The 25,483-nt window shown below is 60.5% G+C and carries 14 protein-coding genes; 7 read left to right on the top strand and 7 right to left on the bottom strand.

Annotated features, from left to right (window positions below):
• Positions 1-10 precede the first annotated feature (10 nt).
• The 7 genes from LC334_RS02425 to LC334_RS02395 all read right to left on the bottom strand — a co-directional run bounded on the left by LC334_RS02425 (position 11) and on the right by LC334_RS02395 (position 16,435).
• A complete protein-coding gene (locus LC334_RS02425) occupies positions 11-3,376 on the bottom strand; it encodes a hypothetical protein (RefSeq protein ID WP_085798621.1) in 3,366 nt (1,121 codons plus the stop codon).
• A complete protein-coding gene (locus LC334_RS02420; RefSeq protein WP_085798620.1) occupies positions 3,373-4,746 on the bottom strand; it encodes an ATP-binding protein in 1,374 nt (457 codons plus the stop codon). Before LC334_RS02420 ends, LC334_RS02425 begins: the two co-directional genes overlap by 4 nt.
• On the bottom strand, positions 4,739-8,512 hold the full coding sequence (locus tag LC334_RS02415; protein ID WP_085798619.1) for a contractile injection system tape measure protein: 3,774 nt from the start codon (positions 8,510-8,512) through the stop codon (positions 4,739-4,741). The genes LC334_RS02420 and LC334_RS02415 overlap by 8 nt, the downstream gene beginning before the upstream one ends.
• A complete protein-coding gene (locus LC334_RS02410) occupies positions 8,509-10,641 on the bottom strand; it encodes a hypothetical protein (RefSeq protein WP_085798618.1) in 2,133 nt (710 codons plus the stop codon). The genes LC334_RS02415 and LC334_RS02410 overlap by 4 nt, the downstream gene beginning before the upstream one ends.
• Positions 10,638-11,513 carry a hypothetical protein gene (locus LC334_RS02405; RefSeq protein WP_085798617.1) on the bottom strand — a complete coding sequence of 292 codons (876 nt, stop codon included), beginning with the start codon at positions 11,511-11,513 and terminating at the stop codon, positions 10,638-10,640. The genes LC334_RS02410 and LC334_RS02405 overlap by 4 nt, the downstream gene beginning before the upstream one ends.
• Positions 11,510-15,394 carry a baseplate J/gp47 family protein gene (locus LC334_RS02400; protein ID WP_223412850.1) on the bottom strand — a complete coding sequence of 1,295 codons (3,885 nt, stop codon included), beginning with the start codon at positions 15,392-15,394 and terminating at the stop codon, positions 11,510-11,512. Before LC334_RS02400 ends, LC334_RS02405 begins: the two co-directional genes overlap by 4 nt.
• A 186-nt stretch (positions 15,395-15,580) precedes the next feature.
• The gene (locus LC334_RS02395) at positions 15,581-16,435 is read right to left on the bottom strand and encodes a hypothetical protein (RefSeq protein ID WP_139836272.1); all 855 of its coding nucleotides are present in this window, start codon (positions 16,433-16,435) and stop codon (positions 15,581-15,583) included.
• A 275-nt stretch (positions 16,436-16,710) separates the two neighbouring features.
• Here LC334_RS02395 and LC334_RS02390 point away from each other — a divergent pair, with 275 nt between their 5' ends.
• From LC334_RS02390 to LC334_RS02360, 7 genes are all read left to right on the top strand, one after another.
• Positions 16,711-19,182: a hypothetical protein gene (locus LC334_RS02390; RefSeq protein WP_139836271.1), complete on the top strand. Its 2,472-nt coding sequence runs from the start codon at positions 16,711-16,713 to the stop codon at positions 19,180-19,182.
• Positions 19,183-19,184: 2 nt separating this feature from the next.
• Positions 19,185-19,715, top strand: a complete 531-nt coding sequence (locus tag LC334_RS02385; RefSeq protein ID WP_085798613.1) for a hypothetical protein — start codon at positions 19,185-19,187, stop codon at positions 19,713-19,715.
• A gap of 81 nt (positions 19,716-19,796) precedes the next feature.
• A complete protein-coding gene (locus LC334_RS02380; protein ID WP_085798612.1) occupies positions 19,797-20,435 on the top strand; it encodes an eCIS core domain-containing protein in 639 nt (212 codons plus the stop codon).
• On the top strand, positions 20,432-21,682 hold the full coding sequence (locus LC334_RS02375) for a transporter substrate-binding domain-containing protein (RefSeq protein ID WP_085798611.1): 1,251 nt from the start codon (positions 20,432-20,434) through the stop codon (positions 21,680-21,682). Before LC334_RS02380 ends, LC334_RS02375 begins: the two co-directional genes overlap by 4 nt.
• Before the next feature lie 241 nt (positions 21,683-21,923).
• Positions 21,924-22,511: a DUF4255 domain-containing protein gene (locus LC334_RS02370; RefSeq protein ID WP_085798610.1), complete on the top strand. Its 588-nt coding sequence runs from the start codon at positions 21,924-21,926 to the stop codon at positions 22,509-22,511.
• The gene (locus LC334_RS02365) at positions 22,511-23,275 is read left to right on the top strand and encodes a hypothetical protein (protein WP_085798609.1); all 765 of its coding nucleotides are present in this window, start codon (positions 22,511-22,513) and stop codon (positions 23,273-23,275) included. The genes LC334_RS02370 and LC334_RS02365 overlap by 1 nt, the downstream gene beginning before the upstream one ends.
• A 19-nt stretch (positions 23,276-23,294) precedes the next feature.
• Positions 23,295-25,475, top strand: coding sequence for a cadherin-like domain-containing protein (locus LC334_RS02360; protein WP_085798608.1), 2,181 nt, complete (start codon positions 23,295-23,297; stop codon positions 25,473-25,475).
• Positions 25,476-25,483 lie beyond the last annotated feature (8 nt).

The raw sequence follows: 25,483 nt of genomic DNA, 5'->3' as shown, positions 1-25,483 counted from the left end.
AGTACTCACGTCACGGCTTTGGTCCGTTGCGAGCACGCTGATAGCCGTTGAATCCCAGAAGCAGCAGCAGGCCTATGACCAGCGTGGCCAGCGCAATAGGCGCGATCAGTGCCGCAGGGTCGCACAGGGTGAGCGCCGCCAGAATGGCTGCTACCGTGCCTGTCCCGATCCAGACAGTACCCATCCGGAAGGCAATCGTATCGGCCAACCCGCTGTAGAAAGAGCGCCAGACGATCAGTGCAGTCAGTATCGCGAGCAGCGCGGCTGCCGTGCCCAGATAGGCGCGGTTGGGGCAAATCCAGTTGCAGGCTTTGGTGATATCTTCGGTAAAGGGCGCAAGCACCGCAGGAATACCGGGCAGCATCAGAAGATTGTCCATGATGGCCTGCATCTGCGGCATGTCCGGGCTGCTCGGGTCCGGGGCGGGCCAAAATCCAATACCGGCGAAATTGTCCTGAAAATAGACGATGTCATCGTAGAACTGACTGAACTCTTCGGTCGTTGCGGTACTGGCGTCTACCGCACGTGAATCTTGCAGCACGTAACGGTGCCCTCCCGGCGGGACGACCGGCAGGATGCGGCGCAGAACCTCGGTGCGTTCGACCCCTTTGTAATCACCGCGTTCCATCCGGGCGCGCATCAGCTTTTTGGTGTTGGTGGTTGGGCGTTCCAGAAAGACGAGGATTTTGTCGACGGGTGGCGGGCTGTCGGAGTTGCCTGAGCTCGCTTCCGTAGCAGCGGTCCCGCCAGCGGCGTTGGGTGTTGGTAGCTGACCGACGTCGACGAGAATGGAGCGCAAGTCGCTCATCAATCCGCTGTCAGCCGCGACGCCGGCCAGCTCAAGATCGAGGCCGAGATTGACAGATTGCCCGCGTTCTTTGAGCTTCGCGGCGACGCGGGCGACCATCGCGCGAAGCCTTAGGATCGATTCCCCTGCGCCGTCGACGCCGGTATAACCGCGAAAGATCAGCGTGACTCCATCAGGACGAGGCGCGTCGAATATGGTCGGATACGCGGCGATGAAGCCTCTGAACCCCTTGTCTTTCACACGTCTGAACGGCGCGGACAGATCGACGATCTTGTCGGCAACGTTTTCGATTTCGGAGCTGCTCCATTGGTCCCAGCCGGTAAGCGTTATGGCAAGGTCGGCCTTGGCGCGATGCAGATGGGCAGCATTGACGAAATTCCGACGCGATTCGATCCAGCGGGCCTGGTTGGCTAGCCGGATGATCCTGTCATCGGCGGCGGCCTCGGGATTGCCATAGGCGAATTCGAGGCCGTAAAAAGCGATGCGGCTGACCAGCCCGAAGTCAATCTGATGAAGCGGTTCCGGCGCGGCGGCCTTTTTGTCGGTGCCTTCCTCATCACTGTCGGGCGGCTCATCGGTATTCGAGGCCGGATCATCGCCGGGCAGTGCCAGTTTGGGCAAGAGCCAGAAGGGGTAGAAGGCATAGATTTCGGCATTTTCGCGCCGCGCCGCTGTGCAACGGCAATCCGGCAAGGCAAGATCACTCGCGCTGCGCGGCGCGGTTGGGTCCGCCACGGTGTGGAACCCGGCAAGCCGGGCCTGCGCTGCGACGGCATCCGGTGGTGCTGGCGAAACTGCTGCCACGGCAGAGGCCAGTAGCTTTTCATTCGGGTATTCGACACCCACGAGGGCCTTTAGCGCATCGGCGTTTTCAGGCGTCAGATCCATGCTTTGGGCGGCGCTGACCGCTGGGGCAGACAGAATGGCACCGTTCAGATCTGGGGTCAGTTGCCAGCTGCGATCCACGACTTTCTGAATTTGTGACATGGCGCCCGATACGATCGTGTCCACCTTGTCCGCTGCAATAGGCGCAAGGATGCGGCGCACATCGCCCTTCAGCACCTCGGTGTTGGGGGCGGGGGCGTAATTGGCATCAAGCAGGGCTTTCTGAAAGTCCGCGTCCTTTACAGTGGCGGTTACGGCGCTGTCCGTGGCTTCGGTCACGCCAATCGGCGTTGCCACCGGAAGCTCGGGGAATTCCGGGACATCCTGCGGCCTGGTATCGAGGGCCGAGGCCAGCTCTTCGGACGCGGCGGCTAGGGTCTCGGCAGCCAGGGCAATCTCGGCGTTGATCGCTGTCTGCGCGTCTTTGAGAATTGCAATGCGCACACCAGAGAGAAGCGCGCCGCGCGTCTGCGCCGAAAGACCGATCAGCGGCGTGACGGCATCGGCGCTTTCGGTGAACCCGTCAACCAGCGCGAGGTTGGCGGTGGCTTCCGGATCCAGCGCATAGCGCAGACCAAGGTCTTCGGAGCTGAAAACCGCAAGGCCGATCTGATCCAGCGTGCATTGCGACACCTGCCCGTCGAGCGCTGTGGTAATTGCGACCATCAGCGCATCGGCGCTGTCAAAGGTTTTGTCGGCGAGGCCGGACAGGACACCGGCCACATCCACCGGCTGCACCAGATTGTCGAGATCGCTTTGGGTGAAGGCCGAATATTCCAGCACATTGGTGCTTTTCGGTTCCGCGCAGGAGGTGGGTAACTTTTTGAAAAGACCGGAATAATCGCGTGGTGCGGCGGGGCGATCTGCGGCGCGGTATTCTGCAATCAGGGCGATAACTGCTGCGTCGGAACCGGTCAGCCGTGGTACGCGAGTGTTCTGCTCCTCGACCAACCAGGCCGAGAAATCCGGTGCCAGAAGTTGGACCAACGCGCCCGGCAGTGCAACTTCGATGGCGGCATAGGATTCGAGCGTGTGTTGGAAGCTCGTGTTATCAGCCGTGTCGGATTTTGTTGCCAGCGCTGTGCAGAGAGCTTCCGGCTTCGACCAGCCGTCAGGACCCGCCGCAATCAGTGCGTCCAGCCCGGCCAGCGCGGGTTCGGACAGATCGTCGGTGCTGAAACCCTGGCAGCCGGCGCCTTGGGCAAGGGTGTTCTCCAGCGTTTCCAGGGTAAGTTGTGGTGGTCCGGCAAGGCGGAGCGTAACCGCATTCACACCGTTCTGCGGAGATGCGGTCATCCGCGCCTTGAGGGCGGTGGAGGTAGCTTTGCCAACCCAGTCTGGATCGCCTGTCGCGATGGTGCCGTAGTCGATGGCCAGATTGAGCGTACCATCGACCGGGCTGGTCCCAGTGGGCAGCGGCACCTGCCCGCAAAGCCGCACCAGCGCTTGCCTTGTATAGGCCCCGATCCGTCCATCCTGAAGCAGGCCGCTTTTGTCCTGCAGCTTGGTGCGCGCCCCCAATTGGATCAACGCGATATCTTTCGGTGATCCGGTCACGCCCGGATCGGTCAACAGGGCATTGCAGTGTTCGGCAGATCGCGCGGCCAAGGCGGTGAAAGCGCAGCATATCCAGACGACGAGGGCGATCATCAGTTGGGCAAAGACCGGGGCGGGGCGGGTCATGCGGTACGTCCTTCTTTTCGCAATTCGACGGCGATGGCCTGTTGCAGATCATGCGCGCCGACAACTTTGACGCCACGGCGCAAGGCGCTGATCGTAGCGTGATGAACAACATTGGTGATCGCGCCACCGGACAGTTCGTGTTCTTCCGCGAACGCGTCGATGTCGACACCTTCAGACAGCGGCACGCGCTCAATGATGTTTTGCCAGAGCTTGCGTCTCAGGTTGGCATCGGGCCGGGTAAAGCCCATCGACATCTGGAACCGCCGGAAAAACGCATCGTCGATATTGTTTCGCAGGTTCGTGGCTAGGATAACCAGCCCCGGGCAATCCTCGATCCGCTGCAACAGGTATGACACCTCCTGATTGGCGTAACGATCGTTCGAACTGGTCGTCGCTGTGCGGGTGCCGAATAGCGCGTCGGCCTCATCGAAGAACAGAATCCAGTCGTTTTCTTCTGCCATATCAAAAACATGGCTGAGGTTCTTTTCGGTTTCACCGATATATTTCGATACCACCATCGACAAATCAATACGGTAGACATCAAGCCCGGTGCGTTTGCCCAGCATGGCCGCTGTCAGGGTCTTGCCGGTGCCGGGGGGGCCATGAAACAGCGCCTTGAATCCGGGCCCGACGCGACGACCCAGCCCCCAGCTATCGCGGATCAGGTTGCGATGTTCATACCAGGCGATGATATGTTCGATGCCGTGTTTCAATCCGGAAGGCAAAACCAGATCCTGCCAGTCAAGTGCCGTTTCCAACCGTTTGGCAGGGAATTGCGGTGAAAAATCCGGCCGGGGCGGGCACCCGGCACAAAGCGTTAATACGCGGTGCGGCGGCAGGATTAGGGGGCCGGCCATCACGGCGTCATGACCGGTTTGCGCCGGGTCACCTGCTCTTCCGATGGTAAGCCCCGCTTGCTGTCGCAGCGGATGATCTGGGGCAAATATTGCCATGGCTTCGATCCGTGCTGCCGTGTCCGCACCGCCCAGAAGGAAAAGCGCCGTCACGGCACTGGGTACAAATCCGGCACCATCGGCCCGGGCTGCGCCGAATTCCGAAAAAACCCGGTCAATGGCCGAGTTCTTGACGAAGAACGGATCGAGTGCCGCAGGCCCGATCTGCGGGGCAAGGGCCAGCGCCAACACCAGCCGGGCCGATGCATCCAGCGGCGCATCAGAGACCAGCCGTGTCAGCGCCGCGCTTTCGGGCAAATCTTGTGGCGGCGGCGCTATGAAGTACGTGTCGGTGCCGTCGAAGAAATGGGTCAGCCGGGCGGTGATCACCTCGGACAGCCAAGACAGCTCGACCTGCAATGCCTTTGCGTGGACGCTGTCATCCGGATGCGGCAGGGCCACGGCGGGATCAGTCATCTTGCTGCCTCCATATCACGTTCAGAGGGACGGCCATCCAGGGCAGAGCGACAGGCGACAGCGCCCAACGCAGCCCGTCAAGCAACATGTCATAGGGGCCTTCATCGACCAGAAGCCGCGGCGCCTCTCCATCGGTCTGTAACAGGCCGGTGCGGCGGATGAAGGCCTCTCGCAGACCTGCCGGGGAGGTTTGACCAAGACGCGGCCACTGCGCAAGGACGCTGCGCATCAGGCTGTCAATGAGGCTGAGATCACTGTCCGGCAATCTCTCGGGTGCGAGTTCTGCCGTGTCGGGCATCGCCAGCAGTAGGCGCTCAAGCGGATCAGGCATCATCTGATGCGGTGTGTCGTCGGCCAGCGCTGCCAGTGCCGCTGCGGCGCGTGACAATTGTTCGGGCCGGATGTGTTTTTGCGGCGTCAACAAACCCATTCGGTCGAACAGCATCGGCAGATAAGGGTGGAAGATGACCAAACCAGCGCGTGCAGTGGTCTTGAAACTGGTGTGGGGATCGGGTTCTGCCGACGCGGTTGACGTATCCCGCTTGCCATTCAGAAGGTTTTCCAGAACGGAACAGGTTTCGCGGCGCAAGACCGGATCGCTTCCGGGCTGAGCGTATCCAAGACGGGCGCGCAGCACCCGCAACAGGTTGTGCCGGGACGTATCATCAGGTTCGGCCACGCTGAGGAAGGCGGCGACCGCATGCTCTTGTGCCGAACGGTCCTGAGGCGCCGAAAGGACCGCCACCAGAGCGGCCTGCCAGTACCGCGACCGGTCACGCCTGTTGTATTCAGCGTTATCTGACAATGTCGACCAGATCAGATCCAGCATCTCACGGAGCCGTGGCGCCTCAGGGGTTGCCGCGTCGAACAATGCGCCAAGTCGCATTTCGGTGCCTTGTGTGTCGGCGGCTCGAAGCGGCGCAGCGCGAGCGCTTTCGGGTTGATCCTCAGGGCTGAGACCAGATGGGTGCACAGTGCCTTCGGGCGCTTGTTGGCCTAGGCTCGCGTCGGGCGGATACGTGTCTGACGTTTGTTCGGCCCTAGCGGTCGAGGGCGCCTCAGTATTTTCACCCGGCCCGTTGGTTGGGGAGGGCGTCACGGACGCAGTATCCTGATCCGTAATTTGATGATCGGTGGCCTCCGGATTGCGCGCGCCAGCGTTGGTCTGAGACGCGGTGCCGGATGTTTCCTTCGGTGCTTGTCTGTGGCGCAAGGCCTCCTTTGACCGCAGTGTCTCCGCGGCCTCTCCGGCGCCATCCGCCGAGGCATCACCAGCTTTATCGGAGCGATCAACGGTTTTATGCGATTTAACTTCCGGCTCTTCTGAACCGGGTTCTGTCTCGCTTGGCCGTGATGCAGTGTCTTGCGTCCGTGTCGTTTCGCGCGGGTGCGGTGCCTTCGGTAACAGGTGCGAGCCTGTTGTCGGATCGGTGTCTTTAACCGGTTCGTCTTTGGCAGCATCGGGTTTGCCAGAAGGTGCCATATCGCCCGGAGTGCTTTGCGGCTCGTCGGTTTTGGATGCGGCATCCTTGGGCTGCATGGTTGGCGGAAGATCGGTGGTCTGCCTCTCGGGTGTCGGACCGGGCGCGCCGACCGAGCGCGCCGCCATCGGCGTGGCTTTGCTTTCGCCCGAACCGGCATGCTTCCATTCTATTGATTGATCATCGCTGATTTCATTCCCTCGCACCCACTGGCGGTCGCGTTTGCGGTTGTTGTCGCCTCGCTGCGTGGTTGGCTCAATCCAGTCTGGAGAAACGGCGCGGTCATCCGCAGATGTCTCGGTGTGATCTGCCGCCGGATCTGGTACCAACGTGTCGCTTGGGCCGCTGTCAGTCTCGGCCGCCTCATTCAGCGGTGGTTCTGGTGCGCCGACCTGGGACTTGGCGCGATTCCCGGTGAAAACCGGTTGAACCGGCAGGGGAGGCCGAGCTTTTCTGCGATCGTCTTCAATTTCGTCAGGGTAAACAGTGTGGGGCTCGTCCTGAGCGCGTTGCGATGTGGCGCTGGCTTTCCGGTGTTGTGGTGCCGCGTCCGCCGGGGATACGACATCGAGGCTGGAGGGGGCGGGATCGTCGACCATTGGACTTGTCGGCGACAAACTATGTTGCGCTGACGGCGGTAGGTTTGTCTGATCTTCGGACGGTGCGCCCGCGTCGGTTTCGTTGGGCCTGCGTGATACTTGCGAAGACCGTTCATGGACGAATGCGGTGATTTCGGGTGCTGGAGTATCCAGCGCCTGCAGCAGCGCTACAATGGCTGCCATGGCCGTATCGTCGTGGGTGCGTACGGCGCGGCGCGCAAGTTCAAGATCGACCGGCCTGCTTTCCAGAAGAGCCAGAGCCACGACACGAAGCGCCTCGGCAGGATCGACGGACGTAGTGTCTAGTTGATCAATGGCACCGGATAGTTCTGTCGCATTTTCCGGCAAGAGTTCGGCAATCAATTCGCGTAGCTCAGCGCTGGTCAGCTGCGTCAGATCGGATTTGCTCAAAGGGCTTGTTTTTGGCCTGTCGTGAGTGTCTTTCGGTACCGATTTATTTGGCACCGTTTGTGTTGAGGGGGCTACGCCCGTCAGAGGGTGTAGCGCGCGTTCTGCAATATTTCTAAGCCGTTCCGGATCGGGTCGCGACTGTCCAATATCCGGAAAAACCCCATGCAGGGCTGCGGTCAATTCGGTGATCTGCGGCGTTTCCGACGCAAACGAGGCTGTCTCTTCAAGGGCGCGTTCAATCCGATTGATCAGGTCAGTTTTCAGGGTAGGGGCGTCGCTGATTGATGACGCCTCCAAACTGGCATGCTGCGCCCATTCCGGGTTGGTCACAGCATCCAGCGCCGTCGATAGGTGCGCAAGATCGTGCTGCGAAAGAGCCGCAAGCTCTTCGCGCAATCGTGCCGGGGCATACCGGTATCGCCAGCGGAGATCTGTCATCAGAATGCCAAGCACCCTGGTATCCGGCGCATCGCTCGTCAGGCGGCGCAGCATTTCGGGGATCCCGCCCGCCGCCTGGATGGCGCTCTTGTCGTCTGACAGAGGCTTGGCATGCAGCGAGGATGCCGGCTGTTCGGGCAGCAATGGCAAGAACCGCCGCGCCGCGTGCTGGTCATGGTCCGCAGACCTTGTCTGATTTTGTCCGGGGTTTTGGCGTAAAGCATGACCACGCGAGGTTGGGCGCTTGGTTGATTCCCGATCCGGCATGCTTGACTCAGTGACGTCATATACCCCCATCGCATCATCTACGGGCTTTCGACGTATGCTCTTGAATTCGGGTTCGGGTGTATCGGCACCCATCACGTCATGATCTGAATCCGACGCTTCCGGCCCTGCGCTCTGGGGCGGACTCTCGGCCCGGTCCGCTGCGGTCTCCTTGATCGTAGCCGGTAGATGGGTGGCGTCGCCTGATCCCCATGCGCGCTTGTTTGGCATGGTGGGATCGTCTGATGCTGGCTTAGGGTAGAGATATGGGGTCAGTTCGGCCAGCAGGCGCTGCCGGAGCGTGGTGCGTACCTGTTGCCAGTCTGGCGGGTCCGGGATATCGCCAAGGTTGATATCGAGATGCGCCAGACGGATATCGGCCTTGTCGCGTGTGGCTTCGCCCAGGGTGTTGTCGATGACCTCAAGAAGCTCGGCGCGTACCGCCATCAGGAGCTTTTCCGGTGCACCCAGTTGACGCGAAGCATCACTGACATCGAACCGAAATTCCAACTCGCCGATACGGTTCACTTCAGGGTCGTGGTCGCGTGTGTGGGGTTGCGGTTGCGATGTCATGATGCGGTCTCGTCGTGGATGGCGGTCATCGCCGCCCTGAGCGCCCCGCCAGCGCCTTCCTCGCCCGCGCGCCATGCCTGCACCAGTGGTGCGAGTACCTGGCCCGCTTCCTGCGATAGCCAAAGCGGGCGGATATTTACGTGGGCCGGGGAAACCCGCAGGATCATATCCTCGACATAGCTACGGAAGGCACGTCGTGTGGTGCGGGCCGTCCAGCCGGTCAGAAGCGCGGTTGCTGAGGCATGGCGGAAATCGGTCATGCCGCTGCGCAGTTCGACATCTTCGATAAGTGAGATTGTCTCGCAGTCGCGGTTGAGCGTTTGCCAACTGTTGCAGAGGCGGTTGCCGAGCACCACCATTTCCTCCCGGTCCCGACCGCTGCCGCAGGCGTAAAACTTATCTGCGTCCTCGTAGGGTTCAAGCAGCAATTGCCAATCGCTGTTCCGGTCGCGCGCCAGCAGGTAAGCGTCGGGATCGGCGGCGCGGCGATACAAATCAGGGGTTGTCCCCGTCTCGCTGAGCCAGGGTGAGAGCTTGCGCAGCTTATGTGCAGGAAGCGGTTCAGCGTCGGCGTCACGTTCAAGCAGCATATCTGTGGGACGGTAAGGCAGCAGGAGCGAACGGCGTTCGACCGTAGGGTCGGGTAAGGTTGCGGCAAGGTCCAACGCAATCCCGGCATCCGCCAACGTCTCAGCATCACCAGCGTTGAGGTCGGTGAGATGCGCCAGTCGTGCCAGAACCCCGAATTCCGGATGGGCCGTTCCCTGATAGAAGTTCATCCGGGGAAGCTGTTTTAGATAGCTTTCGCGCCACGCGACCTGCCAGCGGGCCCGCGCCGCGGGGTTTCGGTAGTGGTTGACACCCGATTGCGATGTCGCGGGCATTTCCTCGCCCTGTAACGCAATCAGATAATCGAGCATCTCGATCCGACGCCGGATATCGGCCGGGTTGGACCAGTCTATAGTGCGCAGCGCAGCGTAGTGGTTGGGTAGATGGGAGAGCGGCGTAGCAATCGCGCCCAGATGTGCGTTGATGGTTTGGCGGTAGGGTTTCGCCGTATCAAGGCCGCGATAGCGATAGATGGCAGGAAGGGTTGCATCGGCATCAATGGTCGTGGGTGCGTGGCGAGGGCGGCCCGGTGCGAGCACGTCAAAATCATGCAGATCAAGCTGGTTACCCTGCCGTGCGATGTGCGCCGCCACGACGCGGCCATATTCCTCGGCGATCGCGTCCGGATCAAGCGGGACGGGATGGCCATTGAGAGACAGCTCAAGCGAGGTATCTTGATCGCTGGTGGGCAATCTGACCTCATAGACCACGCCGTGGCGTGTGTTGCCGGGAACGCTCAGGCCGGTTTCGACAGACGTAAGCGCAAGGTCCTGCAAGCTTTCGACACCGTCTATCCGTTGCAGCGCGGCCAGCGCCAGGTCTATCTGGGTGGGATTGCCCGGTTCGGCGAGAACACGTGCCCAGATTGCCGCAGGGTCATTGAATACATCGTCGCGCGTCGCACCCGTGCGCCCGCCAATTCCGTCATCTTCGAACCCGTGTAGCGCTAGGTTGATGCGATGGTAAATCTCAGCGGCAATCGCATCGGGCTTGGCAAAGACATTGATCTCGATCCGGCCTGACAGGGCCAGCATATGGCGTTTTATTACGGTGATCTGGTTGGCATCGGTGCCGACCATGCGGATCTGCGCGAACGTGTCTCGCACGGTGGCAATCGCCGCTTCATCCGTAACGCCGGGACCGGGGATTACTGAGATGTCGAGCAGGCCACGCGCGGCGGCCCGGTGGACGAAAACCCGCTCAACTGCCTTTGACGCTGACAATCCGGCGGCAAGATCATGCGCGGTAACCGGGCGGCCGGGCAAAACCTGCCGGGGACCGGACAGAGCCAAGGCGTCGGGATCGAAACCGCCATCGGGCTGCGTGAGCAGATCCCGCACCGCATGATCGCTGCGATAGGCGATCTCGCTTAAGGCAAAGCAGGTCTGTTCCAGCAGCGTGACGCCCGGGTCGTGGATATTATAGTCTGTCCAGATATCGCCCGAAGCGCGTTGCGCAGCAGGGATGGCTTCGTCACGCAGCGCGTCGAAGCTGAGAGGCGGTGGCAGGTCCGAGGTCACAAAAGGCCCCCTTCGCGCCCCGGGCCGCCGCGCGAGCCGGACATCGCAGGGTCGAACCACAGCCGCGTCATGTAATAGCGGATCGTCTTGCCCTCGCCGAAATTGGCGTTGGTGCGCATCTGAAGCTTGAAGTGGTGTCGTTCACTGGCGGCAACCCAACGCAGGCGGATCCGGTCGGCATAGCTGCCATACATCGCTGTCTGGCTGCGGATGCGTCGCCGGCCAAAGAGCCAGTTCAGGATCGGGTTGCGCGGGTGATAGGCGTTCATCGCTATGGCATGAACCATCGAATAGCGGCCGTAATTCACTTCGCCGCCGGCACCGGCCATGACCTCGAACGCTTGACAGCCGGTCATCGACCGGGTCACGTCATGCCAGCTGCCATCGGCGGGAACCTGTTCCAAGCCTTCGGTCGGCTGGCCGATCCGGCCCTGCATGCGGGCCACGCCGCCGACGTCAAGCCGCCATTCCGGCGCATCGCTATGCACGCCCAAGCGACCATCCCGTGACAGCGCCAGTCCCGACGGTGCGGGGGCCGGTTTTTTCCCACCGTCCTCGGGGTCGGTGTCGGGAGCGTCGCTGTCGAGATCGTTCCCGGCAAGTCCAAGTCCCTGCCGGAAATGCAGGCTGCCAGCGGCTTCACCATGTTCCAGCACCCAGGACGGGTAAGGCGTGGACAGGCCCTGATAAAGGCTCATCACCGCCCGCGATTCGCCGACCGAAGACAGCCGGAGCCCGTCTGCGGGGGTTTTCGAAAAACCGTCTTCAATTTGGTTGACGGTGCTGTCGATCAGATCACCGTAACGTTCGGCAGAGGGCAGTGCACCATCCCTGAAAAACGATTTGAGCGTGGTTCTGTCCTGTTTCGTCACAGCTTCGCCTCCTGTCCCACGACCAGCATGTCACCGATCTTCAGCCGTCCGATGCCGCTTTGCGAGGGGGGGATGTTCCGTTTGTAGTCAGTCGCCGTGATGGCATGGTTCTGGGCGGAAAGGGCAAGCGCCCAGGGGCGCGAGGGTTGTATTACCGTCCCATGTGGCCCGCGGCCATCGCTTTGGGCGGTGTCCGCAAGCCGATAGGCACCCTCATCGTCAGAGGTGAAGTGCAGCACTGAGAAATCGGTGACGTCTTCGATATAACTCAGCGCGCTGATCCGGGCGCGCAGCAGCGACACATTCAGCGACCAGCCGAAACGTGAAATATCCTCGGGTGCGGTCCAAACCGAGAGCTGATGCGCCAGATAGGCCCTGAGCCGAAAGGCCAGCGCGCCGTCGTCACTATATTCGGCGAACCGGACCTTGGCCCTGACATGCAGCCGGTCGAAGCCGGGGTTGACGACCTCGAAGCGCGCAAAAGGCGGTGCGTGACGTTTGATGTAGCCGCTGATCCGTTCCAGCTTACCCACATCGAACAAAAGCTCCTGCGATACGTCGCTGGCGGTGTCGTCGAATAATGGCGGGCGGCGGACCGCAACCACCGTGGCCGCGCCGGGGCAGGGCGCGGCGGTGTCGTGGGTGAGATGCGGCAGGCATTTGACCCGCCAGACCTCGGGGAATTCCTCAAGCACGAGCCGCTCGATATCCCATGGCGTGACTGCGCGTTTGCGATGGCGCAGACGTTCGGACACGCGGGCACGAAAGGCGGGATTGTCCTCGGGCGGGCGCGGAGGGGTACGGCGCGCAACCTCGACCGGTTTGCCGGTGCCCGGCACGCCGGGATCGAAACTCCAGACACGTGTGCCACCACGGTTTGGACCGCCGGCATCGACAGCTTCAACCCAAATCCCATTGGTTTTGACACGAGACAGCACTGGATGGGTGTCAAAGCCCCGGCGCGTCGCTGAAACGGCAAGCCACAGGCCGCCACCGGGCATAATTGCCGTGTTGCTGCCTGCGTCGTCGGGCAGATCCACATTGATTGTGCCCGAACGCAGTAAACCATCGGTCGTATCCGATGAGATCTCGGTCTGGGGTAACGCCGTCCAGCCATCGGCGGTCAGGTAATGCCAGACCAAAGGTACCTGCTGTCGGGCGATCCGCGAATGGCCGCTATCGGCAATATCAAACAGCAGGCTGAGGCGCTTGTTGGCATCCGGCCCGGTGATCTTGATGAAAAGCGACGCATAGCCCAGCCGGGGCGGAAACAGGGTTGCCCGGCGCCCGGTCCGCTCGGGAAACAGCCTCGCGCGCGCGAAGGGTGTGATCTGGTAAAGCCGATCCCGGGGGCGGGCGCTGTCGGGGGCGGACAGCTCGATCGTCGCCCGGGCTTCGTAGCCAAGTCGCAAACTGGCGATCCTTGGCAGGTATGGTGGCTTCGGCAAGGGGCGTTTCAGCATCGGGATAAGGCTGGGGCGCATCGCCTGCGCCAGCGCCCGTGGGTAGAGGTTTCGCCCAAAGCCGTTCGCCGTGCCCGCCAGGGTCAGTCGCAGGGCCCCGCCGCGTACGTTACCGCGCGACTTTGGGAGCGTCATCGCTGCGATGCTGTCATCCGGGATTGCCGGGCTGTCGAAATTCCCGGTGCGCCGCCAATCAGACAGGAGTGTCCGGGTGGCAGCATCGCGGTCGGCCAGCGGTGTCGCAGCGTCGCGCAGGCGTTTCCATTTGCCGCCGGAAAGATAGTCCATCTGCAATTCCGGTGATGGAATCTCGGTTCCCTCGGGATACTGCGCGTAGTGCTCGTCAAACCCTTCCGACGTTCCCGGCAAATCGGCCCATGTCACCGCAAGCGAGACGCTGCTGACAGGTTTCAGCGCCATTTCCGGCGCGGCGATGGTCAGGGTCGATCCATCAGTGGGCCGACTGGTGAAGGGCAGAAAGCTCTGGTCCGGGGCGACCGGGCCATCGTCGGAAAATGCGGCAAAGGTCTTGAGGTCGGTGGCCTTTACCCGCATCGCGATATTTTCAAGTTCGTAGCGTTCGAAAAAGCTTGCGGGGCATATCCGGGCGCCGGACGCATAGCGCAGTGACATGACCGGGGCGGTCTCGGGCGTTTCCGCCGGCGGCATGATCGGCGCCACATCGGGTTCCAGTGTCATGCGCAGCGTAAAGCCTGCAGGTGCGTCGGGTCCGTTCGGCAGTACCTGCAGAACATCAGGGCGGACGGGTCCGTCAGCGGTGCTGAGCGTGACCTTGAAAGCGTCTGACAGGAATTTCTGGAACACATCGTCAGGGCTGAAAATAAACGTTCCGTCGCCATTCAGGGCGAACGCCTCACCCAGGATGGAATTTCCCTCGGCGGAGCGGTGCCAGAACATCTCGGATGTATTCGGAGTAACCAGCCGTTGACCCGACAGCGCCGCTTGGCTGGCGTCGATCCGTTGTTTCAGGACAGCCCAGTACTCGCCTGTGGGCCACGGGGTGCCTTCGACCAGCCCGAGGGTGAATATCCGGCCCAGAAGCTGGCGCAACGGTTCGACGCCGAGCGTCTTGCGCACCATTGCCTCGTAGATCAGCGACAGGGAGGGGGAACAACCGCGCGCCCGGGCGAGTTGTTCTACCTCCTCGACAATCCGGTCGATCCCTTCTTCGAGGCTGGCAAATCCGCAGGCAAGGACCAGTTCGGGGTCGCTTTGCAATTCAAGCCGGATATGCGGATCGGGCTCGGGCCCCGGAGGTGTCGCGTTTGGTATTGATGTCGCCCGCAGTGGCGTAGCGCGGCGCATGTTAAGCCGCAGCTCGATCTGACGGCGGCCTTCGCGCAGCCGAAACATGTCCGAGGCGATATCGAGCCCCATATCCACCGGCGTGTCGTTCGGGGCGACGAACACGCCCCGGCCCAGCGGCAGATCTTCCGAACGGTCGATCCCGGCGCGAATGCCGGTGATTGCGCCCAAGGTGGTGTAGAGCGATACCTGAGGGTCGGTTTCGTATGTGATGCCGGCTGTGTCCGTCACGCGGGCGCTTGTCAGGGGAAGGCGGCTTTCGGTGCAGAACCGTTCAGTCTGCCCATCTTCACCGCGCGCGGTTAATGAGGTCCCTTTGGGCAGATACCGCCTTGCCGTGGAGGGGGGGAGATGCAGCAGCACATGTTCGGTAGCAGCCTCTGCCGGTTTCTGGCCCAGTATATCACGATAGTAAAACCCGGTATGACGTCGCGTGAAGAGGTTGAGCCGCGCATCCACGACGCCCGCCGCGGCCAATTCGGCTAACAGGAGACCGACAGCGGGTTCGATCGTGCCTGCCTTTAACCGTTCTTCGAACACCAGGCGGGCTGTTGGTTGCAGCGATCCGATGGCATGGATCAGCTGCCGGTGTGCGGCGCTGAGCCAGGACCTGACGTATTTGGCCTGTGCAACCGCATCGCGCGGGCCTGCAACGGCGTCGGCCGAAAGCGAGTTTCTGAACAAGGTGGTCATGGACGACACCGTGGCCTCGGCCATGTCAGCAACGCGTTTATGCAGGTTCATCCCGCGATCAAGGGCGTCAAGCGTTTCAGCGAACGGGCCGGGCAGCTGGGTCCGGACCCGGTTAAGCCAGTCATCGAGGCGGCGGGCAAGATCGGCGATATGTCTGACAAGCGCTTCCGGCCCCGCTTCGGCCACCAGATCGTAGCCCATGATCGCGTCATCAAGCCGAAAGGCAGCGATCTGTGCCGCGACGACTGCAGGTTCGCGGCGCAGTGTGTCGCGCCATGGTTGCGGTGCGTGTGCCAATAGCTCGGCTAGATTTTCAGCCAGAGACGCAGGCCGGATCAGAGGGGCATCTGATATCAGCGGCGCCGGCAGGCGACGATCCGCGGCGGCTTCTAGCGTCACGCGTATTTCGGACCAGTCGTAAATCAAATATCCCTCTTCAAATCAGTACCTTGCCCAAAGCCACAAGGCGTTCGATCATATCTCCCGATTGGCCAAGGAAGACTCGTTAACTGGTTCACTGAAATGTCCTTACGTCCCAGGGGATAGTTACCCAACGTCATCTTCAGGGCAAGAGAAGAAACAAGTTTAGGGAGAGTCTTTTGATAAAAATACTCCCATGACGCTTGCCGCGTTGCCTTGAATGGCAAAGACACCGCCGACCGACCCCGGGGGGCCGGGACGCTCGCTTGCCGCGAACTGACTGCTTTCGAATGCCATAGTTGCAGCCGGGTCGGTGCCGGGGTCGATCAAGGCCACGCGCCCGCCGTCGGCAGAGGTGAAACTGGTCCCGCCCTGACCGCTGCTGACGATGCGCGGCGCGCAGATACCCAGACGCGACCACGAGAGTTTGGCGAAAGGCAGATCAGGGCCGCTGTCGACAGTGAAATCCGAGGCCGAGAAGGCCGCGCGCCCGGTGCCATAGCCGATCAGCAGTCTGAACGTGCCGGTGGCCTCGGTCGTGGAGGTGACCCCGTCTGCGTCGGTGCTGGTGAAGCTGATTTTGACCGGCCCGGACATCGCGGCCTGGCCCGATTGCGGGATTTCCTGGGCAGTCGGGCTAAGTCCGACCACCAGTGGCCCCTTATAATCTACCTTCACCGCCCGGTAGCTGAGCTGATAGGCCTGCGGCAGCACATCCTTTTCGCCCAGCCCTGCAATCGGCTCGGCGGTTGCCTTTTTCGAGCCTTTGAGGACTGCTTCGCCATCCTGCTCCTGAGGGGACAGGCGCTTGATCTTGCTTTCCTCCAACACCAGCTTACGCGGCAGCGGTGCCTTTGAGGGTTTGCCGGTGACATATTGCAAGGCACCGCCCGGCGTGCCGACAGGGCTTTGCAGGAAGGAACCGGCCATGCGGCGCTGCTCGTAAAGGTCAATGTCGCAAGGTATGTCTTCTCCCAAACCCAGCCGTTCAACCATCGGGATCGCCTGCACCTTTTTCACCACTCCGCATCCTGCGAGCATAATCAAAACCCCGCAGACCGTGCTTGCTTTTACAACTGAGTTTCGCGCCAAAAGGACAGCTCCCGCTAAGCCGGTTTCAGTCGGCAGTTTCCCACCAAATGCACGGTGCCGGACAGCGCGGCATGCGTCAACCCTGGCGGTATTTTCGTTTATATGTATCGTGTGGGGGTTGCTAGGAAAACGGCTTGTGCGTAGGCTCGCAGCAAACCGGAAGCGCAATTTTGGCGCCGCAGGCAGAATGGCGGAGAGATATCTTGTCACGTCAGGCCACGAAAGCACGGCATCGCGCGAACAAACCGCACGTCACCCCGGCGGCGATGGCGGCGGTGCATCAAGGCATCCGTATTCAGGCGACGGCAGAACTTCAGCGCAAGGCCAACGCCAGCCTGCCTGTCGCCCATCTTAATGGCCTTCAGAGCCAGGTGGTCCAGCGCGAAGCGGTGATGGATTATGTCACCTGGAAGGACTCCAGTTCCAAAACCGGCAGGAAACGGTCCAACGACCTTCTGGCGATCGACGAAGCGCTGGTTCTGTATCAGGAGTCTCTGGAAGAGAAGGTGAGCGTTCAGCGACACCGGCTTGAAGATTTGCAAGCGGCGATCGATGGCTGGGAGCTGTCCAAGAAGGGAAGCGACAGCACGGTCAAGAGCATACGGGCTGGGAAAGTGGCGCGGCTCAAGCGGCAGGTCGCGGACAAGATGGCCAAGCTCAAGAAAATCCCGGACGCCAAGCCGCAATACGGAAGCCGCAGCGACTTTACTCATGATGTCTATTCGCGGGTGCGCGCGCGGGTGCAGAACATTCTGTCGATTGAACGGCCGCGTGCCAGCCGGGATACGCGCAAGCAGATGGTGGCGCATCTTGCCGAGATGCGCGAGCAGGCACGCGATATCGATCCCAACCACAAACCGGTCGATGCGCTGTGGGATGCCTGCAGTGTGCTGATCGCCGTGGCCGAAGTGCATCTTGGCGTTCGTGTGCACACCCGGAACCATAAGAGTGCCCGCGCGGCGCTGTCTGTCTATAGATCAAGGTTTGATGGCAGTTTGCTGGCGGCGCGTAAGCAGATTTCGAAAAGCCCGAAAGCGGCAAGCCGTATCACCACTTACCTCGAAACCGCTGTGCGTGATCTGAACGTCTTCAGCGCCATTGGTCGCACGGTTGAAACCGATATGCCTGATATGGGGCCGGGCGACGCGTTTGACGAATTCACCGGGGTCGCGGATGAGGCGATGAACGCGCTTGGCATGCAGGGCACTGGCGGCAAGGGCAATGAGGGGCTTGAGGAATACTGGAAGACCAATATCGATGGCTGCGATCCGCTGGCGGAAGCCAAGAAAACCGTCGCAAAGATAACTGGCGGGCTGCATCAGAAAACGGGTGACAATGCCACCGAGCAGGAAAAGGCGCAGGCATCCTCGGCCAATGACCAGATGAGTGGCGCCGCCGATTATGGCGCGGGTCTGGTGATGGCCACCCAGCTCGGCGCTGAGATCGCCCGCTATGTTAATATCGTCAAATACTGCAAGGGCAAACCCGAACTCAAAGCGCGCCGGAATTGGGCGATCGCAAAGATCGTCCTGCTGACCACCGCGGGGACCACCGCGACTTTGTCCAAGGCTCTGGGTGGTGAACTGACCTTTGCGCGCGGTCACGGCTATACAGCAAATTCCAATTTCTTTGACAATACGCAAGAAAACAAAGACCAGGGCATCGACATGAGCACCGATGTCAAGCTTGTGGGGGACAGTGCTAATATTCTGCTTTCGGCGGTGGCGGCGGTAAAATCAATCGTATCGACGGTGCGCAAGATCAAAAAACGTACGGCCACGACCGAAAACTACAAGAAGGGCAATAAGAAAGTGGCCGAAGATACGCTCGACTCGGCAGGCGATATCGCGGGCACGGTGTCGGCGGCGGCGAATACCTATTCGGCGCTGACAAAGGTCTACTTTCAGATTGCCGGGGGCGGGCAGATCGCGAGTGAATCGGCTTCGGCCATCGCCAAGGGCACGACCGGGCCGATCTCGATCGTGCCGCTGCTTGGGGTGGTCAAGGGTGTGCTGGATCTGGTGCGCAAGGGGATAGATGTAGGCAAGGCCGTGAAGTCCCGCAAGAAGGTGACCAAGGCGCGCGATAAGTTTGCCAAGGAAGGCAGCGAGGGCCTTTTGGCCGCGCTCAGGGTGACGAAGGAAACCTACAACAAGCGCATGAAGCGAGCGATCATCGACATCATTCATTCGGCGGGATCGATCACTGGTGGCATACTGGCCACGACCGGGTTTGGGACAGCAATCAGCGGGTTGATTGGCATCGCCTCGGGTGTGGCCAAGCTGTTTCAGATCGGTGCGCGGACCGCCAAGCAGAAATTACGCAACAAGAAGGGCGGCAAGCTGACCAATCTTGAAAAACAGGCCGAGGCGGAACTGGATCCGCATCAGGAGTTTGTCAGCCAGCATCTGAAAAATGTCCGCAAGCGGCTAAAAGGAAAATCTGCACGCGGTTTCAACGCGGACAAGACCACCGTCAATAAGGAAGCGCGCTATCGCAACGCGGCGCTGGAAATTTTGCGCGCTCCACCGGATCAGCAGAAGGTCTTTATCAAGACCATGCGGCTGCGGCGCGGGATGACGGAAATTGAGAACAAGTTCAAAAAGGATGGCAATCAACAGAAAAGGGTGGCACGGCAGATTAACCTGATCGTATCCGCCTTCAAAGAGCGTTAGGGATGGCTGAGCCAGAAGATTTCATCGCCGCTCTAAAACGTGCGGGCAGGGCCGCTGAATGGGTGGTCGAAGACCCGGGTGACCCAGGCCACATCGCGGTGCCACTGAGTGATGATTGCGGCATGCTCAGAATCAATCAGTTGGAAAGTTCCGATGAAGTTATGGCGATCTGGCAGCTGGTTTTTATATTTCCCGCCGTTGCGACTTCTGAACATGTATTCGATCTGGCCAGGGCGGCGCTGAACACGGTCAACAATGCGCTATTTCTGGGCAAGGTGATTGCCGCTGAAGACGAAGAGATGCTCTATTTCTCTTACAACCACGTTACCCACGGCGCTGCCGGCCTCGACGCAACGGCCCCTTTCGTGGTCGACCTGATCTGCGACCTGCTCGAGGTTCTGAGCCCGCCGCTCTGCACCCTGCTGGAAGCCGACACCACACCTTACGAAAGCGAAGTCGATGGCATTCTGACGCAGCTGAGCGATGCGGAAGCGGCGCTGGAAGAGTTGCTGGCCGGTTTCGGTGCCCGGTAAGGCTCAGCTCCCGATTGTCCTTGCCAGGAATCAGCAACCTATGGTTACTTTGAATGCAATTGAGCAATCATAGGTTTAGACATGGCGCAAATATTTCAGAGCGACCGGGCGCGCGCATCTGCGCATAACCCAACACGGGCCGGGAATGAACGCGAGGGGCCGCAGAACAGCCAGCTATCCGACTTGCAGCAAAAAGCCGATGCCGGCCAGTCGTCCCGCGAGCTGGGGGCGATCCAGCGTCAGGCCGAAACCGTGCAACGCCAACCTGAAGAGGAAGAAGCGCTGCAGGGTAAGGCCGAGGGGACCACGCTGCAACGCCAGGAGGAGGAAGAAGCGCTGCAGGGCAAAGCCGAAGGCTCTGCGTTGCAACGTCAGGAAGAAGAGAACTTGCAGATGAAACCTGCGGCCGGTGGATCGGCGTTGCCGAGCCAGTTGAAATCGGGGATTGAAGCGCTGTCAGGCCAGTCGATGGACCATGTGCGGGTGCACCGGAATTCCGAGAATCCGGCGGCGATCGGGGCCCATGCCTATGCGCAAGGATCGGATATTCATCTGGCGCCGGGTCAGGAACAGCACCTGCCGCACGAGGCCTGGCACACAGTTCAGCAGGCTGAAGGACGCGTGCCCGCGACCACTGATGTGGGTGGTGTCGCCGTCAACGACAGTCCCTCGCTTGAGCAGGAAGCAGACGCGATGGGCAGTAAAGCCGCCGAAAAATGACGCTCAGGCTTTGTATCGGCCTGCTTCTGGCTCTTGTTTTGACGCCACCACTGCGGGCCGAGGCCTGCAGCGGTGCAGATAGTCCTGCAGGCATTCTCGATATCGGGTTAAGCGATGCGCCGCCTTTCGTGATCTTGAAGGAAGGCGCGCCACCCGGTGGCTTGTCGGTCGAATTATGGCAGCGTGTCGAAATGGGGTTGATCGAAGATGGGCTGATTTCGGGCAGCCGACTGGTGCGTTGCGATGCCATAAAAGATATCAATATCGCGCTGAGAGAAGGATCTCTCGATATGGCGCTCTCGCCGCTGACGGTGACCACGGAGCGGCTTAACATCCACGACATGTCGCGCCAGTATTTCCTTTCGGGGCTGACAGTGGCGCGGCTTAACAGCGGTCAGATCGCCTTTGATCACGCATTGGATGTTCTCGCCTCGACCCTTTTCCAGCCTGGGACGATGCAGGCAATCATCCTGTTTCTCCTTTTCAATCTGGCGCTTGCGGCGCTGATCCGCTTGCTTTTGCAGGATGCGCGTGGACGCCCGGAGGGAGATGGGGATGGGGAGGGCCGAACCGGCGTGGTCACGGCCTATGTCGATCCGTTTCTCGAAGCGATCGAACGCACACTTGGCCTTAAGGGGATCAGTAACGCCAGTTCCAAACTTGCCGGCCGTCTGCTCGAAATTTTCATGGCCATCATCGGCGCCGCGTTATCTGCGGCGCTGCTGGGGGTTCTGACCTCGGCCTTTGTTTCGGCCATCGGTCAGACCGAACGGTTGGAGGCAGATGATCTGCTGGATCTGCATGTGGGGGTCGTCGCGGATTCGTCAGCGCAGGATTTCCTGACCCATGCCAGCGGCGAGGATGATGCCAAGACCACCAACTGCCAGCCACTGATCTTGGCGGGTGATACCCCTGCGGGTGGCACTGAAACCGACGGTTCCGAACCCGGTTGCAGCACCACCGAAACCATCACCCAACTGGTCGATCCGCTGGTCGACGGCAAGGTCGATGTGGTGCTGGGGGACTGGGCCGAGCTGACCTATCTGTCGCGGATCGGGTCTTCGGCGGGCAAAATCCGGATTGAAGATCTGGTGTTTCGCAACGAGCCGCTGGGTTGGGGATACGGCAAAAACATGACCGATCTGTCTGAGCATATTGATCGGGCACTGATCGAGAAAATCCGCTCACCCGACTGGCGCCGTCTGGTGCAGCAGCATATGGGCAGCGGCAGTATCTCACCGGACTGAAACCACCGGCGCCAAAGCTTCGACGCACGCAAATTTCGACAATCAGCAACTCAGCGCTTGCCTTGGCGCGCTTTTTTATGGTTGAGTTGACCTAAGGACAACACTACTTCCGGTTTATTTCGCCTTTCCAATCCTGCTCGGGCAGGTTGCGGTTATCGCGCCGGAAGAAAGACTTGGGAGATGAAATGGTCGTATTCGTGCCCGGATACAGTGATCGCCGCGCGCAAAGGGTTGCTGCCGTATGATCGACCAGGTGCTGACCCTTGTCGTGAACCGTCTGAACGGACATCTGGCCGGACAGTTCCGGACATCCGAGGAAATCGTCAACCTGTCGCCGCTGACCGATGTCGAGGGCAAGCCCGCCGATAATATCCGCAACAAGCTGGCCTTTTTCATCACCAACATCGCCCAGGATCAGATGCCGCGCGGGGTTCGCGGTGGGCGCGGTTCTTCCCTGGGGCAGGTCAACTCGGTATCTCCGGTGCATCTGGATATCTATGTGATGCTCGCGGCGGCGCATGATCCCGACAAATATGTCGAAGGGCTGAAACAGCTCTCAATGGCGCTACGATTCTTTCAGGCGCAGCCGGTGATGACACCACAGAATACACCCGAGCTGCCGACAGGGCTTGAACAGCTCTCTTTCGAGATCAGTAATCTCAAGGTCGAAGAGATGGGCCAGATGTGGGGAAATCTGGGTGGGCGTTATGTGCCATCAGTGATGTTCAAGATGCGTTTCGTTACCATAGACGCCGGTGTTGTGACCGGCATTGCGCCGGTTATCCGCAGTCCGCAACGTAGTGCCGAGCCTGCGGAAGGAGGACGGTGATGGAATATCGCGCGGCGCTGGAAATCGATATTCGCCATGACTACTGGGGCGACGCCCCCGCGCCGTTTCGCGTGAGCGCGGCAGATCCGAGCCTCTTGCAGCGTGCCGGTCTGGTCCTGCGCAGCGGCGGTCCCGGTGCAGTACTGGTCGCGCCGGTCGAGATCGAAGAGGTACCTGAACGTGTGACGCTGGATATCATCGCCGACGATACTCAACTGATCGGCCTGACGCGGGGATGGCGCTCCGATACCGTGCCGGTATTCGCGCCAGAGCTTGCAACGACCCCGGGCGATGACGTGGCGCAGATTTCGATCTCGCCAACCGATAGCGCCCAATCCGACCTGCCGCGTCGCCCGGGCGACCGGCGGCTTTGCCAGCTTGATCTTCCGTTCGACCCGGCGCGTTTCCCGATCACCTGCACCGTCGCCTGCGAAACGGTTCAGGCACTCTGGGCCTATCACATTGTCGGCAAGGGCAGCGCCGATCCGATCCGCGTTGTCGATGACACCGACAAGATTGCTTTCGACGATCTGGGCGAGGAGATCTTGCCAAACGGGCGCACCGCGCGCGTCCTGCGGTCAAGCACGCCCGTACCGATCCGGCAGCGTAACGCGATCCGACTCGCGCTGAAGGAAGACCAGCCGCCACCTTATGATCCCGAAACCCTGATCCCGGTCCTGCCGGTCGGCGGTTCAAACCTCAGACCTATTCCCGGCGCAACGCCCGCCGACATCCTGCAATCCGACATATACGTCAGCCTATAATCCCAGAGGAGATTTCGAAATGGCCATGAAGACACCCGGAGTTTACATCGTTGAGAAGAACGCCTTTCCCAACTCGGTTGTTCAGGTGGCCACCGCGGTTCCGGCCTTTATCGGTTATACCGAGAAGGCGATGAACGGTAATGTGTCGTTGCATATGTCGCCGTTCCGGATCACCTCATTTTCGGAATTTGTGAGTTACTTCGGCGGACCAGCCAACCCGATCTACGAGCTTGTGGAGTACGAAGAGGCCGGCGGCCCCTCGCCGCTTTCCGCTGACGGTACGGCGATGAAGGACGCGCTGCCGCGCGCGGTCTTCCCGGTCAAGGACAAGAAGTTCGAACTGAAGCAGAAAAAGGGTAATCCGGCCTTCTGTCTCTTTGCCAACATGCGGCTGTTTTTTCAGAACGGCGGCGGCGCCTGCTATGTCACCTCGATCGGCACCTATAAGGTAAAGAACGATCAGGGCGAAACAGTCGACAACGTGATCGATTCTGACCTGATGCTGAAGGCGCTGATCGAGCTGAAGAAAGAGCCTGAGCCGACCATGGTGGTGATCCCCGAAACCACGCGGCTGGCCCGGCAAAACGCGGTCAAAGTGCAGCAGGCGATGCTCAAGCATTGCGGCAACGACATGAAGAACCGCTTCGCGATCCTCGATATCTTCGGCGGCCATCTGAGCCAGAAGGACCCGCTGGGTAACCCGGTTTCGACCTTCCGCAACGATGTCGGCATCAACAACCTTGATTTTGGCGCGGCCTATTACCCGTGGCTCGACACCTCGATATTCCAGGCGCGTGATTTCACCTTTGAGAACATCGACGGCGCCAGCCACCCCACGATGATGTCGCTGCTCAGAATGTCGGTGCGCGACAAGGAGCTGGCGAAAGAGATCAACCGCATCAGCGCGCCCAGTGTATCCGGGGATTTCACCATATCGGTGCCCAAAGGCGGTACGGTACCGGTCACCTCGCATGACCTGAACGCAGAAGATGACGAAAGCGACATGACCGGGCTGACCTACAGCATCACCAAGGGTGATGCGATGGGTGGCAGTTTTCTGAACGGTACCGCTGCGGCGACCGAGTTTACACAGGACGATCTGGAGCAGGGTAAAATCAGCTTCAAACATGACGGCAAGGCCGCCGAGGGTAAGGCAGAACTGGTGGTCACGGATGAATTGGGCATGTCCACCGATACGCTTAATCTTGCGGTCGAGGTTGTTGGCGGTGTGCTGGCCCCGGCGGACATCAAGAAAGAAAGCGCGGTGACTGTGGACGTACCCGCGGATCATCCCGATGGCGACCCCAAGACCGTGGTGCTTGAGGATGCCACCAGCGACGATGGCAAGACCCGTGCGGTCGAAGGCATCGGGCTGTGGAAGGTAGGCAATGCCGGCAAGGTGACTTTCAAGCCCGAGCCGGACTTTGCCGGGCCAGAGGCCAAGACCAGTTATTCGATCTTCAAGGATGACGTGTTGGTTGCGAAATCCGAAATCCGGGTTCTGGTTGATGGTGCCAGCGCAGTTGTCAGCCAGGGTCCCTCGGCCGAGACCATAGATAAGACCCTGCGGGCGCAGGTGCCGCTTTACAACACGATGATGGATGCGATCACCAAGCGCGAAAACAGCCTGCCGCCCTCGGCGGGCATGGCCGGGCTCTATACGATGGTCGATAATTCGCGCGGGGTCTGGAAGGCTCCGGCCAATATCAGCATGAACTCGGTCGTGGCCCCCAAGGTCAACATCAACAATGAGGAACAGGAAAACCTCAACGTGTCGACCACTGGCAAATCGATCAACGCGATCCGGCCCTTCGTGGGCGAGGGTACGCTGGTCTGGGGTGCGCGCACGCTCGACGGCAACAGCCTTGACTGGCGCTACATCAACGTGCGCCGGACGATGATCATGATCGAGGAATCGCTGCGCCTGGCCTCCAAGGCTTACGTCTTTGAGCCCAACACCGCACAGACCTGGGTGACCATGCGATCCATGATTGAGAATTTCCTGACCTCAATCTGGAAACAGGGCGGACTGGCAGGCGCTGTGCCCGCTGATGCGTTCAGCGTCCATGTGGGTCTTGGCGATACCATGACCCCGGTGGATATTCTCGAAGGCATATTGCGGATCACCGTTCTGGTCGCCATCGTGCGCCCGGCGGAATTCATCGAGATCACTTTCCAGCAACAAATGCAAAAATCCTGATAAGAGAA

The organism is Roseovarius aestuarii (assembly GCF_019966515.1).
Lineage (GTDB): Bacteria > Pseudomonadota > Alphaproteobacteria > Rhodobacterales > Rhodobacteraceae > Roseovarius > Roseovarius aestuarii.
Note: the sequence above shows the minus strand (reverse complement) of the source record. Positions and strands in the feature narration are given on the sequence as shown.

Coding starts and splice junctions, on each gene's coding strand:
- LC334_RS02370 (WP_085798610.1), top strand. CDS start 21,924: ATGATCGACCAGGTGCTGACCCTTGTCGTGAACCGTCTGAACGGACAT.
- LC334_RS02415 (WP_085798619.1), bottom strand. CDS start 8,512: ATGACATCGCAACCGCAACCCCACACACGCGACCACGACCCTGAAGTG.
- LC334_RS02420 (WP_085798620.1), bottom strand. CDS start 4,746: ATGACTGATCCCGCCGTGGCCCTGCCGCATCCGGATGACAGCGTCCAC.
- LC334_RS02385 (WP_085798613.1), top strand. CDS start 19,185: ATGGCTGAGCCAGAAGATTTCATCGCCGCTCTAAAACGTGCGGGCAGG.
- LC334_RS02380 (WP_085798612.1), top strand. CDS start 19,797: ATGGCGCAAATATTTCAGAGCGACCGGGCGCGCGCATCTGCGCATAAC.
- LC334_RS02375 (WP_085798611.1), top strand. CDS start 20,432: ATGACGCTCAGGCTTTGTATCGGCCTGCTTCTGGCTCTTGTTTTGACG.
- LC334_RS02365 (WP_085798609.1), top strand. CDS start 22,511: ATGGAATATCGCGCGGCGCTGGAAATCGATATTCGCCATGACTACTGG.
- LC334_RS02425 (WP_085798621.1), bottom strand. CDS start 3,376: ATGACCCGCCCCGCCCCGGTCTTTGCCCAACTGATGATCGCCCTCGTC.
- LC334_RS02360 (WP_085798608.1), top strand. CDS start 23,295: ATGGCCATGAAGACACCCGGAGTTTACATCGTTGAGAAGAACGCCTTT.